This is a genomic window from Gloeobacter violaceus PCC 7421, from assembly GCF_000011385.1.
In the GTDB taxonomy this organism is placed as follows: domain Bacteria; phylum Cyanobacteriota; class Cyanobacteriia; order Gloeobacterales; family Gloeobacteraceae; genus Gloeobacter; species Gloeobacter violaceus.
The window spans coordinates 529245-543802 of record NC_005125.1 but is presented as its reverse complement, the minus strand read 5'-3'; the positions used below and the strand labels follow the sequence as shown (position 1 = coordinate 543802).

At 64.6% G+C, this 14558-nt stretch carries 12 protein-coding genes; 8 read left to right on the top strand and 4 right to left on the bottom strand.

Annotation, left to right across the window (positions count from 1 at the left end; all coding sequences use genetic code 11):
- Positions 1–43: 43 nt before the first annotated feature.
- Positions 44–868, bottom strand: coding sequence for a class I SAM-dependent methyltransferase (locus tag GLL_RS02620; protein WP_011140506.1), 825 nt, complete (start codon positions 866–868; stop codon positions 44–46).
- Between GLL_RS02620 and GLL_RS02615 the strand changes: the two genes are divergently transcribed.
- Together GLL_RS02615 and GLL_RS02610 are read left to right on the top strand one after the other, a co-directional pair.
- A complete protein-coding gene (locus tag GLL_RS02615) occupies positions 867–1829 on the top strand; it encodes a carbohydrate kinase family protein (protein ID WP_011140505.1) in 963 nt (320 codons plus the stop codon). The two genes, GLL_RS02620 and GLL_RS02615, sit on opposite strands and share 2 nt — an antisense overlap.
- A 6-nt stretch (positions 1830–1835) precedes the next feature.
- Complete coding sequence (locus GLL_RS02610) at positions 1836–2771, top strand: carbohydrate kinase family protein (RefSeq protein ID WP_011140504.1); 936 nt, start codon at positions 1836–1838, stop codon at positions 2769–2771.
- Here the strand turns inward: GLL_RS02610 and GLL_RS02605 are convergent.
- Positions 2761–5697, bottom strand: coding sequence for an endonuclease/exonuclease/phosphatase family protein (locus GLL_RS02605; protein ID WP_164928531.1), 2937 nt, complete (start codon positions 5695–5697; stop codon positions 2761–2763). The two genes, GLL_RS02610 and GLL_RS02605, sit on opposite strands and share 11 nt — an antisense overlap.
- Before the next feature lie 193 nt (positions 5698–5890).
- Between GLL_RS02605 and GLL_RS02600 the strand changes: the two genes are divergently transcribed.
- Both GLL_RS02600 and GLL_RS02595 read left to right on the top strand, forming a co-directional pair.
- Positions 5891–6592 carry a hypothetical protein gene (locus GLL_RS02600; protein ID WP_011140502.1) on the top strand — a complete coding sequence of 234 codons (702 nt, stop codon included), beginning with the start codon at positions 5891–5893 and terminating at the stop codon, positions 6590–6592.
- A gap of 126 nt (positions 6593–6718) precedes the next feature.
- A complete protein-coding gene (locus tag GLL_RS02595; RefSeq protein WP_164928530.1) occupies positions 6719–6907 on the top strand; it encodes a hypothetical protein in 189 nt (62 codons plus the stop codon).
- A 15-nt stretch (positions 6908–6922) separates the two neighbouring features.
- Here the strand turns inward: GLL_RS02595 and gntT are convergent, their stop codons facing one another.
- Both gntT and GLL_RS02585 read right to left on the bottom strand, forming a co-directional pair.
- On the bottom strand, positions 6923–8245 hold the full coding sequence (gntT, locus tag GLL_RS02590) for a guanitoxin biosynthesis MATE family efflux transporter GntT (protein WP_011140501.1): 1323 nt from the start codon (positions 8243–8245) through the stop codon (positions 6923–6925).
- Positions 8242–9423 carry an AAA family ATPase gene (locus tag GLL_RS02585; RefSeq protein WP_011140500.1) on the bottom strand — a complete coding sequence of 394 codons (1182 nt, stop codon included), beginning with the start codon at positions 9421–9423 and terminating at the stop codon, positions 8242–8244. Before GLL_RS02585 ends, gntT begins: the two co-directional genes overlap by 4 nt.
- Before the next feature lie 157 nt (positions 9424–9580).
- Between GLL_RS02585 and GLL_RS02580 the strand changes: the two genes are divergently transcribed.
- The 4 genes from GLL_RS02580 (at position 9581) to GLL_RS02565 (ending at position 14554) form a co-directional block, all read left to right on the top strand.
- Entirely contained in the window at positions 9581–10453 is an 873-nt protein-coding gene (locus GLL_RS02580) for a class I SAM-dependent methyltransferase (protein ID WP_011140499.1), read from the top strand.
- Between the two features lie 307 nt (positions 10454–10760).
- Positions 10761–12071, top strand: a complete 1311-nt coding sequence (locus GLL_RS02575) for an efflux RND transporter periplasmic adaptor subunit (protein WP_011140498.1) — start codon at positions 10761–10763, stop codon at positions 12069–12071.
- Between the two features lie 29 nt (positions 12072–12100).
- A complete protein-coding gene (locus GLL_RS02570; RefSeq protein WP_164928529.1) occupies positions 12101–13300 on the top strand; it encodes an ABC transporter permease in 1200 nt (399 codons plus the stop codon).
- Positions 13301–13321: 21 nt separating this feature from the next.
- Positions 13322–14554, top strand: a complete 1233-nt coding sequence (locus GLL_RS02565; RefSeq protein WP_011140496.1) for an ABC transporter permease — start codon at positions 13322–13324, stop codon at positions 14552–14554.
- Positions 14555–14558 lie beyond the last annotated feature (4 nt).

Here is a 14558-nt window from a genome sequence, read left to right as displayed (position 1 = left end):
TCCATCCTAGCTTTGCTGTGATCCCCAGTGGACGGCAGATCGCTTACCGACGGCGCAGCACGTAGAGTGTGTGGTCTCCACAGCGGTTGAAAGGCCACAGACCGCCCACCGCCCGATCGACCCGTTGGCCGAAAGCAAGCAGGCGCGGCCGGGCGCGCACAAAGCCGTCCCAGTAGGTGGGGGGCACGGCAAAGCCCACCGCCGCCGTCGCCTCGAGGCGGAACCAGGGTGAAAAAGCCCGCCGCACTTGAGTAGGACTGTAGTAGCGCAAGGCCACCTCCCTGCCGCTGCCGATCGAAGCGCGCACCACCCCGGGGCGCAGGCGGCGGGTCGCCTCGGGCCAGCGCCCCCGCAGGCCGTAACCCGCCATCTCCCACCAGCAAAGGCGGCCGAACAACACCAGAGCCGCCGCCCCTCCCGGTCGCAGGCGGGCGGCGAGGGCGGCGGCAAAGGCATTTAGATCGAGCACGCAGTTGAGGGCGGCAAAGTTGGAGAAGACGCCCTCGAAAGTGTCTTCGAGGGTGCCGATCTGCTCGGCGGCCAGCACCCGCACCGCAACCGCGGGCAACTCCCGGCAGCGCCGGGCGGCCAAGGCGGCCATCGCCGGGGAAAGATCGGTGGCGAGCACCTGCACTCCAAGCCCCGCCAGGTACTCCGCATCCAGACCGGTGCCGCAGCCCAATTCCAAAATCCGACCGCCGGGTAGGAACAATCCGGCGATGCGCCTCCAAACCTGTCGGCGCTGCAGACAACCCACGGCGCTCAGCGCGTATCGTTCGTCGTACTCGGCCGAAAGACTGTCGAAGGCCGCTTCATTCGGGTCGATCTCGTGTGGTAGCCTCAGTCTGCCTTGACCTTGTTCATCCATGTCGACCCACGTACTGTGCCTCGGTGAAATGCTCCTGGACTGCCTGGCGGACCAGCCGGACCGGCCCGAAGCGCAAGTCGCTTCCTGGACATCTTATCCGGGAGGGGCACCCGCCAACGTCGCCTGCGCCCTGGCGGCCATAGGCGGCAAGAGCTGCTTTGTCGGCTGTCTGGGCGCAGATCCGGAGGGCGAAAGGTTGCTGGCCGTGCTGGAGCGTAGCGGTGTCAATACTGCCGGTGTGCAGCGTGCTCCGTGGCCGACGCGCAAAGTCTACGTCACCCGCACCGCCGCGGGCGAGCGCACCTTCGCAAGCTTCGGCGGCCATCCGCCCGATGCCTTCGCCGATACCCACCTGCAGGCCGAAAAAATAACGCCGGACCTGTTCGACGGGGCGGCGTTTTTGACCCTGGGCACGCTGATGATGGCTTTCCCCGATTCGGCCCGGGCCGTCGAGGGCGCCCTGGATCTGGCGGATGAGCGATTCGTCAAGATTTGCCTCGATGTCAACTGGCGCCCGGTCTTCTGGGAGCAACCCGAACAGGCGCCTGCGGTGGTGCGCGGCCTCATCGAGCGCTGCGACGTACTGAAGGTGAGCGAGGAGGAAGCCGAGTGGCTGGGGATGCCTTCTATAGAGGCGATTACTGCGGCTTTTGATCACCTCGAAGGGATCTTGCTCACCCGGGGCGAGAACGGCTGCCTCTGGCAGGTGGGCGAACGGCGGGGCGAACATTTGGGCTATCGGGTGCCCACCGTGGACACCACCGGGGCCGGGGACGCCTTTGTGGCCGCCCTGCTGCACCGGCTGAGCCGCGCACCGCTACGCGCCTGGGAGAGCGAAGCGGCGGCCGTGGTCGATTACGCCTGCGCCGCGGGTGCTCTGAGCACGATGATCCCCGGCGGCATCGGCAGCACCCCGGACGAAGCGGCGGTGCAGGCTTTTCTGCGCGCTCAGGCGCTCTGAGCCCCCGTGGTCGTCCTGGTCACCGGCGCTGCCGTCGTCGACATCCTGGTGAGCGCCCCGCAGGAGCTGCCCGCCCCCGGCGCCAGCCGACTCACCGACACGATTGCCCTCGCCGCCGGGGGGTGCGGTGTCAATACGGCGATTGGGCTGGCCCGGCTCGGGGTGCCGGTCGAATTTGCCGCCCACCTGGGAGCCGACGGCGCCGGGGAGTGGATTAAAGCCGAATTGAGCAGGGCCGGGGTGGGCCTCGCCCACTTTCGGCAGTCGGCGGAGGTTGCCACCAAAAGTGCGGTCGTGCTGTTGTCCGCTGCCGGCGAGCGCTCGTTTTTGCGCACCAGGGGCGGCGGCAACGCCATCGCCCGGGCGGATCTGGAACATTTGGACTGGTCGGGGATAGGCCACCTGCACATCGGCGGCTGCTACTCGCTGCGGCGGCTTCTGGGTGAAGATCTGGCCGCCGTCTTGCGCTCGGCGCGGCGGGCCGGGGTAGTCACCTGCCTGGATACCGTCTGGAGCAGCGACGGGAACTGGGAAGCGCTGCTGCCCGCCCTCGGGCAAATCGATCACCTGCTGCCGAGCTTGGCGGAGGCCCGGGCGATCACGGGCGAATCGACGCCCCAGGCGATGGCCCGCTGGTTGATAGCGCACGGCAGCACCCGCGTGATTATCAAGCTGGGCGAGCGGGGCGCCTACGCCTGCGGCCCGGACATCGATGCGGTGGTGCCGGCCCTGCCGGTCCCCGGCGGCCGGGTGATCGACACCACTGGAGCCGGGGACGCTTTTTGCGCCGGCTATCTGGCTGCGCTGGCGGAGGGGCTTACCGCCCCCCGGGCGGTGCGCTGGGCCAACGCCTGGGGGGCAGTTGCCGTGAGCGGCCTGGGAGCCACCGCGGCGCTTCGAGATCGCTCCCAGTTGGAAGCGCTGGTCGTCCCTACGGAGTGACCACGAAGCGGCCGGGGGTGAGGACAGCGCGGCCGCCGGTGCGCACCGCGATCCGGCCGGATCGCGCTCCCGCAGGTACCGTGACCGTCAGTTGGGTGCCGTCGCCGTTGACCGCCACCGCGGACGCTTCGACCCCGCCCCGGAAGCGCACCGTCGTACCGCCCGCGACGAAGCCCGTGCCCGCAATCGTGATCTGGGTGCCCACCGGACCGCTGGTGGGACTGACGCCCGTGACCGAAAGCGGTGCGAGCACCAGATCGAGGCGGGCCAGGGGCGGGTCGTGATCGCTCAGTGCATCGGCGAATTCCGAATCGAGGTGGACGATGTCGATCTCCGCCCCCGCCGCCAGACTGCCGCTCAACAAGATGTGGTCGAGCACCTGGGAGTTGCCCTGGAAGTTGAAGGTGTAGGCGTCGGCGGGGCTGACCGCGTCGATCAAGTTGGAGAGGATACCGCCCTGCTGGAGGGTGGCCAGGGGCGGCGAGAACTGGAAGTCGTTGAGATCGCCCAGGACGATGACGCTCGCCTTGGCATCGAGAGCGAGCAACGACTGGACGAAGCTATTGACTGCCGTGGCCTGGCCGAGGCGCTGGGGCTCGGAGTTGAGCACCGGCGGCTGGGCGGCGCCAAATAGCGGCGTGTCGCCGCCTTTGGAGTTGAAGTGGTTGCCCACCACAAAGAGCTTGCGGCCGTTAAAGAGAAATTCGCCCACCAAGGGCTTGCGGCTGTCGTCAAAAGCCGGGTTGGCCGGGTCGATGCGGCCGGGGCTGAAGGTGAGTTCCAGACCCGAAGGACCGTCTACGGCACCGACGGCTGTCGTGGAAAGATCCGTACCGTCCGGGGCAGGCCGGTCGATAAAGCTGACCCGGGCCGGGTTGAACAGGAAGACGACACGGATATTGCCGCCCGGCTCGCCGCCGTCCTGGTTGTTGACGGGGTTGATGAAGCGGAAGTTGTAGGCGGGACCGCCCACGCCCGCGATCGCCGCCGCCAGATCCGCGAGGGTGGTGGTCGAATCGACCGTGCCGTCGTCGGTGGGGCCGTTATTGTCCTGGACCTCCTGCAATACCAGGATGTCCGGGGATTTGAGGTTGCCGGTGACCGCGGCGGCAAGACCGGCGATGCGTTCGGTGTCGCCGGGATCCAGGTTCTCGACGTTAAAGCTGGCAATTGTCAACTGGCTGCCGCCTGCCGCCAGGGTGGTCTGCTCGGGAGTGAGCCCTGCACTGGCCGTTCCGGGCAGGGTCTCGGTCACCAGCAGCTTGAAGTTGCCGAAGCTGTAGTCGAGCACGCCCACCACCGGGCCGCTGAAGCTGTCGCCGACGTTGAGCTTGGGCAGAATCTGGCCGGGGCGGGCGATCGCATCGCCCAGGAAGATCCGCTCCGGGTTGAAGTCGCCGGGGCGGATGACGATGCCGCCGCGGGTGGTGCGCAACGCAGCGCCTGCACCGCCATCGGCCAGGACGATAATTTCGCTGTTTTCGTCGGACTCACCTTCGTTAAAAGTCAGCGTCGGGCTGGTGGCCACAGCACCGTTGACCTGCACACGCATCGCTTCGAAGCTCTCGTAAAAATCGATGCCGTCGCCGGCCGGGTCGAAGCTCGTCAGTCCGTCGTCGTCGATCACCTGGGTCGGAGGCACCCGGCCGCCCACACCGATCACCATCGGCGCCGGCAGGGGGTTGCCGGAGGAGATGACCGTAATCGCCGGGCTGGTGATCTCTGTGATCGACAGATTGCCAGTGCTTGCCCCGCCGGGAATAAATTCGGTGACTGTGCCGCTTACCGTCAGCGAGTCGCCCACCGCCACGGTGGGAGCGGAACTGGTGAAGACGAAGATCGCTTCGGAGGTGCCCTCGTCGCTGTCGGGAGCCGGATCTTGCAGGTAGAAGCCGTTGGAGCGCTTCGCCGTCACAATCCCCGGCACATTGGAGACAAATTGGCCGTTCTTGGGCGAAATCTGTGCCTTGCCCTGGATCTCGCGGATGGGCGTGACGCTCACCGGCTCGTCGTCGGTGACGGTGAGCCCGGTGGTGCCGGTGGCAAAGCCCGGGGCGGCAGCGGTAATCGTCACCGCCTGGGAGCCGTCGCTTATCGCATCGTCCACGGCATCGACGGCAAAGGCAGCGGAACTGGCCCCCGCCGCAATCGTGACGGTAGCCGGCACGACCGCCTCCGAGCCGTCGGAGCTGCTGAGATTGACGCTCACTGCCGCTTCGGCGCTGCCGGAGCGGGTAACGGTACCGGTAGCGGCAGCGGCCCCGGCCGCCTCCGAGAAACTAGCCGGGCTCACCGCCACGCTCAAAGTCGGCAGCGGACCGCCCCCGAAGCCCTGGCTGCCGTTAATCTGACCGAACGAATCGTCGGCGGGTGCCGCCCAGGCAAAATCTTGATAGACCGTACCGCTGCCGGTGAGTTGCAGCGAGAGGCCCAGGGGCTCCGAACCGGTCTCGGCCACCCCGATATCCGTCGAAGTCAGACCGCTTGCCGGGCCGTCGGTGGCGGCGAAGCTGCCTTCGTAGCTCAAAAACTGGACCACCGTGCCGCCGGGAGAGACCAGGGCGATGCCGTCGGGCGAACCGTTCTGGATACCGTTGCTCGGATAGGAGACCGCCACCGTCCCAAAGCCGTTTTGTTGGTCGGCGATCGTACCGCCAAGCGCGGTGGTCGTATAGACGGCGCCGCCGCTGCCGTTGTAGAGCACGATCGACCAGCCGCTGAGGTCGGTACCGGCGGGTCCGGCGATCTCGACCGCCTCACCCGCGTCGGTGCCGGTGTTGTCGTAGTGAATTTCGTTGATAAATACCGTCGCCGGGTTCTGGGTAAAAGCCCGGGCCATCGACAGGGAGCCCAACAGCAGACTGCCTGCAAGCAGGCCGGCGGCGGCGATCCGCGCCGGGGTGGGGAAGTCTTGACGACGAATCACAGCGTCTCTCCAAAGCAGGCCCCGCATTACCCGGGGCAAGACCACCCAGAACGGTACCGCCCCTGCCTGCGCTTTGCGTGTATTGCTCCAAACACGGACCCTGCGTGCCGCCTCCAAGTGCACTTGTAAAGTAAGTAACCGAATTTAGATTTCGTTTTGTTAAGATACAGGCAGTAGTTACTCCAGAAGGTAGATGACGTTCTTCAACTTCTCCGAGCCGGTCCTCCGTCGCAAGCAGCATGAACTTGACGTTCAGGATCAGCGGGGGCTTTTGAAGATCCGCTGGCAGATCGGCCGCCGGGCGCTGATCAGCACTGTGTTTACCCGCCTCGACCAGGTGTTTTGGGGGTGGGGGCTGGTCTGCGCGCTCATCTTCGCCACTGCGCAGTTCGTACCCATCGACTGGAACGTGCAGGCGGTGGGATGGACGTTGTTGAGCCTGGCCGCCACCACCTGGATGGGGGTGTGCACGTGGTTTTGGGCCAAAGTCGAACGGGCCACCTCCCTGGTGCTGGGTTGGGGTGGCTTGATGCTGTTCGGCTTGGTGCTCACCGACTTCAGCATCGCCGTGGGTTGGGCGGAGGTGATGGTGCACCTCGGGGTGCTGTGGCTGGTGCTCAGCGCCGTCGGCTACGGGATGAGCGGATTTGCGCTGCGCTCTCGAGCCCTGCTGATGGCAGGAGCGGTTCATTTGGCTGCCGCCGCCGCGGCCCTGCTGTTGGCAGAGTGGCAGTTTCTGATTGCCGGGGGAGTCCTGTCGGGTTGTCTTGCCCTGCTCGGCTCCGCCCAGTGGGACATGCGGCTACCCATCGATTACGAACTGCCCCAGGAGGCGCTCGCCCTCAACCGCACCCAGCACGAGCGGCGGTTGGCAGGTAGCGGCGCAAGCCGCTAGGTACCGCGCCTGCGTGCGCTCAAGGTGCCGAGACCGGGCGGCACTCCGAAAGGCATACGACGATGGTCGTATCGACAGAAATCTGCCTGGGTCTATTCTGGATATGGACCTCTCTGGTGTCGAACCATGGACTACAAAGGCTGGGAGATTCTCATTCGAGAGGAGTGGAATGGTATAGCAGTTGATTGCATCGATCCCAACGGCCGGGTCCACCCGAGCTGCTTCTGTTTCGCAAACGAAGAGGCGGCCGTGGATCACGCCCGCGACTGCATCGACTCGAAAGTCCGGGTAGTGGCTGAAGCGATCGCTTCCTGAGCCAAGCCTGCGGACCTACCGATCGCCCACCGTTCCCACCCGCAAAGTGAGCGGGATCAGACGGCCGACCATATAGGTGGTGACGGCCAGCCACAACAATGGCTCCGACTGCTGCTGCCAGGCAAGCGCGGCGAGGGGCACAAAGCCCACGGCGGCTCCGATGGCCGAGGTGCGCAGGATTTTGCTTTCGGTGAGGCCCAGAAAGTAGCCGTCCAGCATCCAGGTGAGCGAACCGACCGCGAGCACCGGCAACAGCCAGATGGCATGGCGGGCAAGCCGTTCGATCAGCTCCGCGCGGTCGGTGAGCAGGCCGAACAGCGGCCCGGGAAAGGCAATGAACACCAGGGCAAAAGCTACGCCCAAAGTAAAGCTTACCGCGCCTGCCAGATAGAGCAGTGAGCGCAGTTGCCGGAAGTTGCCCCCACCTTTGAAGTAGCCCGCCAGGCTCTCGGTGGCAAAGGCCACCCCGTCGATAAAATAGGCGGCGAGCGACACCACCTGCATCAGCACGGCATTGGCGGCGAGTACATCGGTTCCCATCGCCGCGCCCAGGTTGGTGAAAGTTCCGAGGATCGTCACCAGCACGAACGTGCGCACCACCAGATCGCGGTTGAGCGAAAAGATGGCCTGCAGCTCGACCAGATCAAAAATCCGGTGCGCCACCTTGGCTACTGCCCCCGGTCGGACTTCGACGGCCACGAAGGCCAGGCCCGCCGCCAGGGCGAGGTACTGGCTTATGGCGGTGGCGGCTCCGGCCCCGGCGCTCTGCCAGCCCCATTGCACGATAAACAAATAATCGAGCGCGACGTTCGCAAAGGCGGTAATCGCCGTGAGCACCAGCACCCGGCCGCTCTGTTCGCGCCCCAGAAACCAGCCGACCAGCACAAAGTTGATGAGGGTTGCGGGTGCGCCCCAGATGAGCGCGTCGTAGAAGCGATAGGCAGCCTCTTTAACGTCCGGAGCGGCGCTCAGGAGAGCAAAACCCACCGTGCGCAGGGGGGCCTGCAACAGCACGATGGCGATCCCCAAAGCGAGCGCCAGCAGCCAGTGCCGCACCGCCACCAGCAACACCCGGTCGTGGTCGCCCTGCCCGGCCGCCTGGGCGGTGAGCCCCGTGGTGCCCATGCGCAAAAAGCCGAAGGTCCAGTAGATGTAGTTGAACAGCACCGTGGCCAGGGCCACCCCCGCCAGGGAACTCACCTGCGGGAGGTGCCCCAGAAAAGCCGTGCTGATCAGCCCCGCCAGGGGCACCATCAGGTTGGAGAGGACATTGACGACGGACAACCGCCAGAAGCGGCCGACCAGCGGCGGGGCGGCAGGAACGGGTTGGGTGCTCACACAAAGCGATAGGTAAATTGCGAGATGAGATCGATGCGCCCCTTGCGCAGCACCGCCGGGTCGAGGCGCTCGGTGGTGTTGCAGGTGAGGATGACCACCAGCTTCTGCTGGGCGTGCAGACCCGACTCGTCGATGACACTCCTGTAGAGCGTGCCGTCGAGCAAACCCAGGATGTGTTCGGTCTTGCCGCTGGCCTGGGCGACTTCGCTCGCACGGTTCTGGGCGAGGTTGTCCGCTTCGTTGACAATCAGGCAGACGCGCTCCAGATAGGCGGGCGGAGCGAAGTTTTCGACCGCGTCGTGATCGAGGATAAACGTCACAAACCCGAGCGGCTGCAGAATTTCTTTGGACACCGCCTGCGCCCAGGCGGTTTTGCCGGTCCCGGGTTCGCCGTGCACCAGCACCGCCAGATGATCCCCGTCCAACACCGCCTGCTGCACCGCGTCGGTAAACGCCTGTACCTCCTGCGGAAACGAGCGGATCGCATAGGGGCTGGCCAGCTGGCCGATGCGGCTCTGATAACCGCTCAGCATCACCGCCAGGTTGTAGGCGGTCTTGTTGATCAGCGGCAAAAGCTCGATGGCGATGAGGCTGTACTGCTGCTTGCCCTGCTGCTGCGAGAGGCAAATTTTGAGCCACACCTGGTGCGCGCTCCAGTAGGCAAACAGCGTCCCCGGCACCAACATCCGGTCCCAGTCGACAAATTGCTCTACCGGAAACTCGAAGTGGCGATCGAGATAGTACTGGGTGATCGAATCGGGGCGGCCCAGCAAAGCGAGAATGCGCAGAATAACCGTCTCCTGCAGCCGATTGAGCACATAGTCGATCGGAATGCTATCGCGGCCCACCGCCTGCACCACCGGCCGATCGATGCTCAGAGTGTCTTTGAAGCGGTAGTCGGGCGCGGCGGGCTCCGGCGTGATGTAGTCCCAATATTCGTCCAATTCGTACTGCATGTTCTCGGAGAACGCATTCAGCAGGTTAGCCCACCAGGGATGCTCGCGGCGGCTGAGGGCATCGGCCAGATCGCTTGCGATATCGAGGGTCTTCTGGCTGAGCTTCCAGGTATCGCGCAGGGCCAGATGCCCCAGGTACTCCCAGTCCAGCGAGCGGCCCAGTGGACGCCAGCCGGCCCCGAGCAAACCCTTCGCCAGCGGGTTGTTCGCGTTACTGCTCACTCGGGCGAGGTTCCGAAAGAAGACATTCTGCTCATACTACGAATATGTTACAAGCTTGTCAACTCTATCGTCCACCCGCAGGAGCGACCGCGGCGGGAACCGCGTTCGGTATAATTTCTTCTTGAAGAAGCGGACATACACCACAGGATTTTTTTCCATGGCCGATATTAGGTTCCGTCCGTTGTGGCCCGGCCTCGTGGCCGGCGCGCTGCTGGTCACCGGTGCCGCCGGGCTTGCCGTCTATCGCCCGGCGGCGGTGGGCGCCGAGCAGGTGGCAACCGCCGCCATCGAGCAACAGATCCGCTCAGCGATGGCAAACCCCGTACGCACCGAGCAGCAGCGCGCCCGCGACGCCTATCGCCATCCCCTGGAGACACTCACGTTTTTTGGGCTGCGCCCGGAGATGACCGTGGTCGAATTGTGGCCCGGCGGCGGCTGGTACACGACGCTCCTCGCCCCGGTGGTCGCCGAGCGCGGCAAGCTGGTGGTGAGCACCTTCGATGCCAACGGCCCCAAAGAGTCGGGCATGACCCGCGGCGCCCGTGCCCTCAACGAAAGACTCGCCTCCGACCCCAAGACCTACGGCAAAGTGCAGACAGTCCTCATCGCTCCCCCCGACAGCCTCACCCTCGGCCCCGACAACTCGGCGGACCTGGTGCTCACCTTCCGCAACATCCACAACTGGGCGGCGGCGGGCTACGAGGATAAAGTCTACGCTGCCGCCTTCAAAGTGCTCAAAAAAGGCGGCACCTTCGGCGTCGAGGAGCACCGTGCCCGGCCGGGGGTGAGCGTCGCTGAAAGCATCAAGACCGGCTATATGCCCGAAGACTATGTGATCAAAAAGATCGAAGCCGCCGGTTTCAAGCTGACCTCCAAGTCCGAGATCAATGCCAACCCCAGGGACACCCGCGACCACGTCGGCGGCGTCTGGACCTTGCCGCCCACCCTCAGCCAGGGCGAGAAGGACCGCGAAAAATACCTGGCCATCGGGGAGAGCGACCGGATGACCCTCAAGTTCACCAAGCCTTGAGTGTGTTTGCATCAGTTCTTATGAGTCGGGAATTGTTACATTTTCTGACGCGTTCCAGGCAGGTCATTGGACGTTTCGCGCGCGGGAGTCGTGGGACTCCCGCGCGTTTGACTGGGCCAGGATGTAGATCCGGCGGGGGTTGAGCGGAGTTGCTCGTCTAGGTGTACGCTGGATGGGCCTTGAGAAGCCAGTTCAAATAGTGTCCACTTTTTGTTCACTGGTTGGAGAGGACCGGGATTATCGCTAGCAGCGCCTGCCGGGCGCCTGTTAGCCTGGCTATGGTGGCAACGAGTGGGAGAAGACCAGAATGGCGACATCCCAGCTGAACGCTGAGTTCAAATGGCCGGCGCTGTGGCGCTGGTTGCTTGTGGGCGTTGGTGTGGTCGGGGTAGCGGTGGCGATCTTTACGTTTGCCATTCCCCGACCCGATCCGGCAGCCAAGTTCGAGAAATTTTTGACCGCCGCGGAGCGCATCAGCACCGACGTGCGCATCACCTCCGCGGGCCAGGTGGCTCCCAACCGCAAGGTCAACGTCGGCCCCAAGGAGGCGGGCTTGTTGACGAAGCTCTACGTCGATCAAGGCGACGCGGTCCGCGAGGGACAAGTGCTCGCCCAGATGGATGCCAGTCGAATCGTCAGCGAAGTGGCGGCGGCCAAAGCGGCGCGCGATCTGGCCGCGGCGCAGTACCAGGAGGCGCGCAACGGTTTTCGGCCCCAGGAGATCGACCAGGTGCGCGCGGATCTGCGCGCCGCCCAGGCCAACGTCGACATCGCCGGCAACAACCTGGTGCGCGAGGAGCGGCTTTTCACCGAGCGGGCGATCGCCGAGACCCAGGTGATCAACCGCCGCCTGGAATTCTCCCGCGCCCAGGACGCCCTCAAGGCGGCCCAGGAAAAATTCAGTCTCTACAAAGCCGGCACCCGCAACGAACAGGTGCTCGCAGCCAAGGCCCGGCTCGACCAGGCCGAGGCGACCTACCGCAACAACCGGACGCGCCTCGCGGATCTGACCATCCGCGCACCCTTCTCGGGTATCATCTCCCAGCGCTATGCCCAGCCGGGGGCGTTCGTCTCGCCAACGGTCAACACCTCGGGCGATTCGGCCAACTCCAGTTCGATCTTGCTGCTGATTGATCGGCTGGAGGTGCTCGCCACCGTGGCCGAGTCGGACATCGCCCGCATCAAGGTGGGCCAGCCGGTGCAAATCACCACCTCGGCCTACCCGGGCACCGTCTTCAAGGGCACCGTGCGGCTGGTGGCCCCCGAGGCGGTCACCGAAAGCGGCATCACCCAGTTTCAGGTGCGCGTGCGCCTGGATGACGAAGCGGCCCGCACCCTCAAGTCGCGCCTGAATGTGACGGTCAACTTCGTCGCGGGCCGGGTGAACGGCGTGCTGGTGGTGCCGACGACGGCACTGATCACCCGCGACGGCAAAACCGGTGTGCTGGTCCCCGACGCCAAAAAAGGCCCGACCTACCGCGAGGTGGGTACCGGTGTGAGCCTGGGGGACAAAACCCAGATCCTGAGCGGCCTGAGCGATGGCGAGAAACTCTTTGCCAAGTTGCCTCCCGATGTCAACATCGAGGAAGTCCTGGGCAAGAGCAACGACTTTAGATAAGCTCTCCCGCACTACTCGGAGATCCGGCCTTGGACTGGTACGAGAATCTCAAACTGGCCGCCGCGACCCTCTGGGCCAGCCGACTGCGGACCATTCTGACGATGGTGGGCCTGATTATCGGCGTCGGGGCGGTGATCCTGGTGATCGCCCTCGGGGTGGGGGCTCAGAACTTCGTCAAAGATCAGTTTCGAGGACTGGGTACCAATGTCGTGGGGGTCTACGACGGTGGTCCGCGCACTAAGGGCCGTCGCCCCCTCACCCTCGCCGATGTCGAGGCGGTGCGCACCCAGGCGCCCGCGGTGGAAGCGGTGGCGCCACTGGCTCTGGGCAACGCCTCGGTCTCCTGGGGATCGCGCAAGTCCCAGGCGCAGTTGACCGGAGTACCCCCCAATCTAGAGCGCGTTACGCGCCTCGGTTACTCTAAAGGCCGCTTCTTCAGCCTGGGTGAGGTCGAAAGCCGTGCCCGGGTGGCCATCCTAGGCGAGACCCTCGCCAAGAAGCTCTTTAGCTTTGAAGATCCGATCGGCAAGACGATCGTCGTCAACAATCGCCAGCTCACCGTCGTGGGCGTCACCCGCCCGAGTTTCGGCGGCTGGATCGATGTGGATCGCGGGGTGCTGGTGCCGTTACCCCTGGCGCTGGAGAGTCTGATTGCAAGCGATTCGCCCTTCGGTAAAAAAGTGGGCGGCTTTCTGGCGGCGACCAAGGCCGACTCGACCATCGACCAAGTCACCTTCGAGCTCAAAAACCTGCTCCGCTTGCGCCACAACGTCACCGACAAAGACGATTTTTTGATCGGCAACATCCAGGAGACGCTCGATCTGTTCAACAACATCGCCCTCGGGGTGACGGTGGTGCTGGGGCTCACGGCGGCCATCTCGCTGGTGGTGAGCGGCATCGGGATTATGAACATCATGCTCGTTTCGGTGACCGAGCGCACCCGCGAGATTGGCCTCAGAAAAGCCCTCGGCGCCAGCGAAGAAGTGATCCTCGCCCAGTTTGTCACCGAGGCGGTGCTGCTTTCGGTGCTGGGCGGTCTTCTCGGCATGGCCTGGGGTCTGGCGGCGGCGGTGGCCGTCGGCCAGTTCTCGCCTTTTAAGCCCGAGATCACCCCCTGGTCGGTGGTGCTTGCTCTCGGGGTCTCGGTGGCGACGGGCTTGTTTTTTGGAGTCTTCCCGGCCCGCCGCGCTGCCCGGCTCGACCCGATCGTCGCTTTGAGAAGCGAATAGCGACCCACAAGGAGTTTGCCGATGTCGTGGCTTGAGAATCTGAAAATCGCGGCGGTGGCTCTGTGGGCCAACTGGTTGCGCTCGGTGCTCACGATGCTGGGGCTGATCATCGGCGTTGGTTCGGTGGTGCTCATCGTGGCCATTGGCGTGGGCACCCAAAAATTCGTCAAAGACCAGTTTCGCAGCTTCGGCACCAACGTGGTGGTGGTGGGCGAGGACCGGCCGCCCGACGGCCTCACCCAGAATACCGACCGCCGCATCAGGCCCCTCACAATCGAGGATATGGAGGCTTTGCGTACCCAGATTGGCGCCATCAGCCGGGCATCGGGCATCTTGTCTGAGAACGGGCGCGTCGTCTGGAACAACAAAGACGCCGACGGCCGCATCTACGGCATGGAGCCCGAACTGGCGCGCATCCTCAACTGGTCGGTACGCAAGGGACGATTTTTTACCGATAAAGAGGTACAGCAGCGCGCCCGGGTGGCGGTCCTGGGCGAGGAGATTGCCGATGAGCTGTTTGGCACCGAGCAGCCGGTGGGCAAGCAAATCCTGGTCAACGGCCGCACGATGACGGTAATTGGCGTGCTGGAAAAGCGCTCGGGTGCTTTTAGGGGCTATCTGCAATTTCTGGAGCGCGGCGCCATCATGCCCTTCACGGTGGTGCAGGAGTCGCTCATCAGCAATGTTACGCCCTTCGGGCGGCGGGTAAGGATTATTTTTCTGGAGACCAAACCGGCCGAAACTATTGAGGCTGTGACCTTTCAGGTGACCAATCTGTTGCGCGCCCGCCACCAGATCACCGCCGAGGACGACTTTTTTGTCGGCAACGCCCAGGAAATTCTCAACGTGTTCAATGCCATTGCCGCCGGGCTCACGGTCATGCTGGGGCTGATTGCTGCGATTGCCCTGCTGGTGGGCGGCATCAACATCATGAACATCATGCTCGTTTCGGTGACCGAGCGCACCCGCGAGATTGGCCTCAGAAAAGCCCTCGGCGCCAGCGAAGGCGTGATCCTCGCCCAGTTTGTGATCGAAGCGGTGCTCATCTCGGTGTTAGGCGGCCTGATCGGTCTGGGTCTCGGTTGGGGCGCCGCCGCCCTGGTGGGCGCGCTGAGCCCCATCAAGCCCGAGGTGACACCCATGGCGGTCTTTTTGGCCGTGGGTGTGGCCACTGGCATCGGTCTATTTTTTGGAGTCTTCCCGGCCCGCCGGGCTGCCCGGCTCGACCCGATCGTCGCCCTTCGCACGGAGTAACCCG

What these genes read in the sequence shown, in the direction of transcription:
- GLL_RS02580 (WP_011140499.1), top strand. Translation starts at nt 9,581, where the DNA reads ATGGCCGATATTAGGTTCCGTCCGTTGTGGCCCGGCCTCGTGGCCGGC.
- GLL_RS02615 (WP_011140505.1), top strand. Translation starts at nt 867, where the DNA reads ATGTCGACCCACGTACTGTGCCTCGGTGAAATGCTCCTGGACTGCCTG.
- GLL_RS02595 (WP_164928530.1), top strand. Translation starts at nt 6,719, where the DNA reads ATGGACTACAAAGGCTGGGAGATTCTCATTCGAGAGGAGTGGAATGGT.
- GLL_RS02600 (WP_011140502.1), top strand. Translation starts at nt 5,891, where the DNA reads ATGACGTTCTTCAACTTCTCCGAGCCGGTCCTCCGTCGCAAGCAGCAT.
- GLL_RS02575 (WP_011140498.1), top strand. Translation starts at nt 10,761, where the DNA reads ATGGCGACATCCCAGCTGAACGCTGAGTTCAAATGGCCGGCGCTGTGG.
- GLL_RS02565 (WP_011140496.1), top strand. Translation starts at nt 13,322, where the DNA reads ATGTCGTGGCTTGAGAATCTGAAAATCGCGGCGGTGGCTCTGTGGGCC.
- GLL_RS02620 (WP_011140506.1), bottom strand. Translation starts at nt 868, where the DNA reads ATGGATGAACAAGGTCAAGGCAGACTGAGGCTACCACACGAGATCGAC.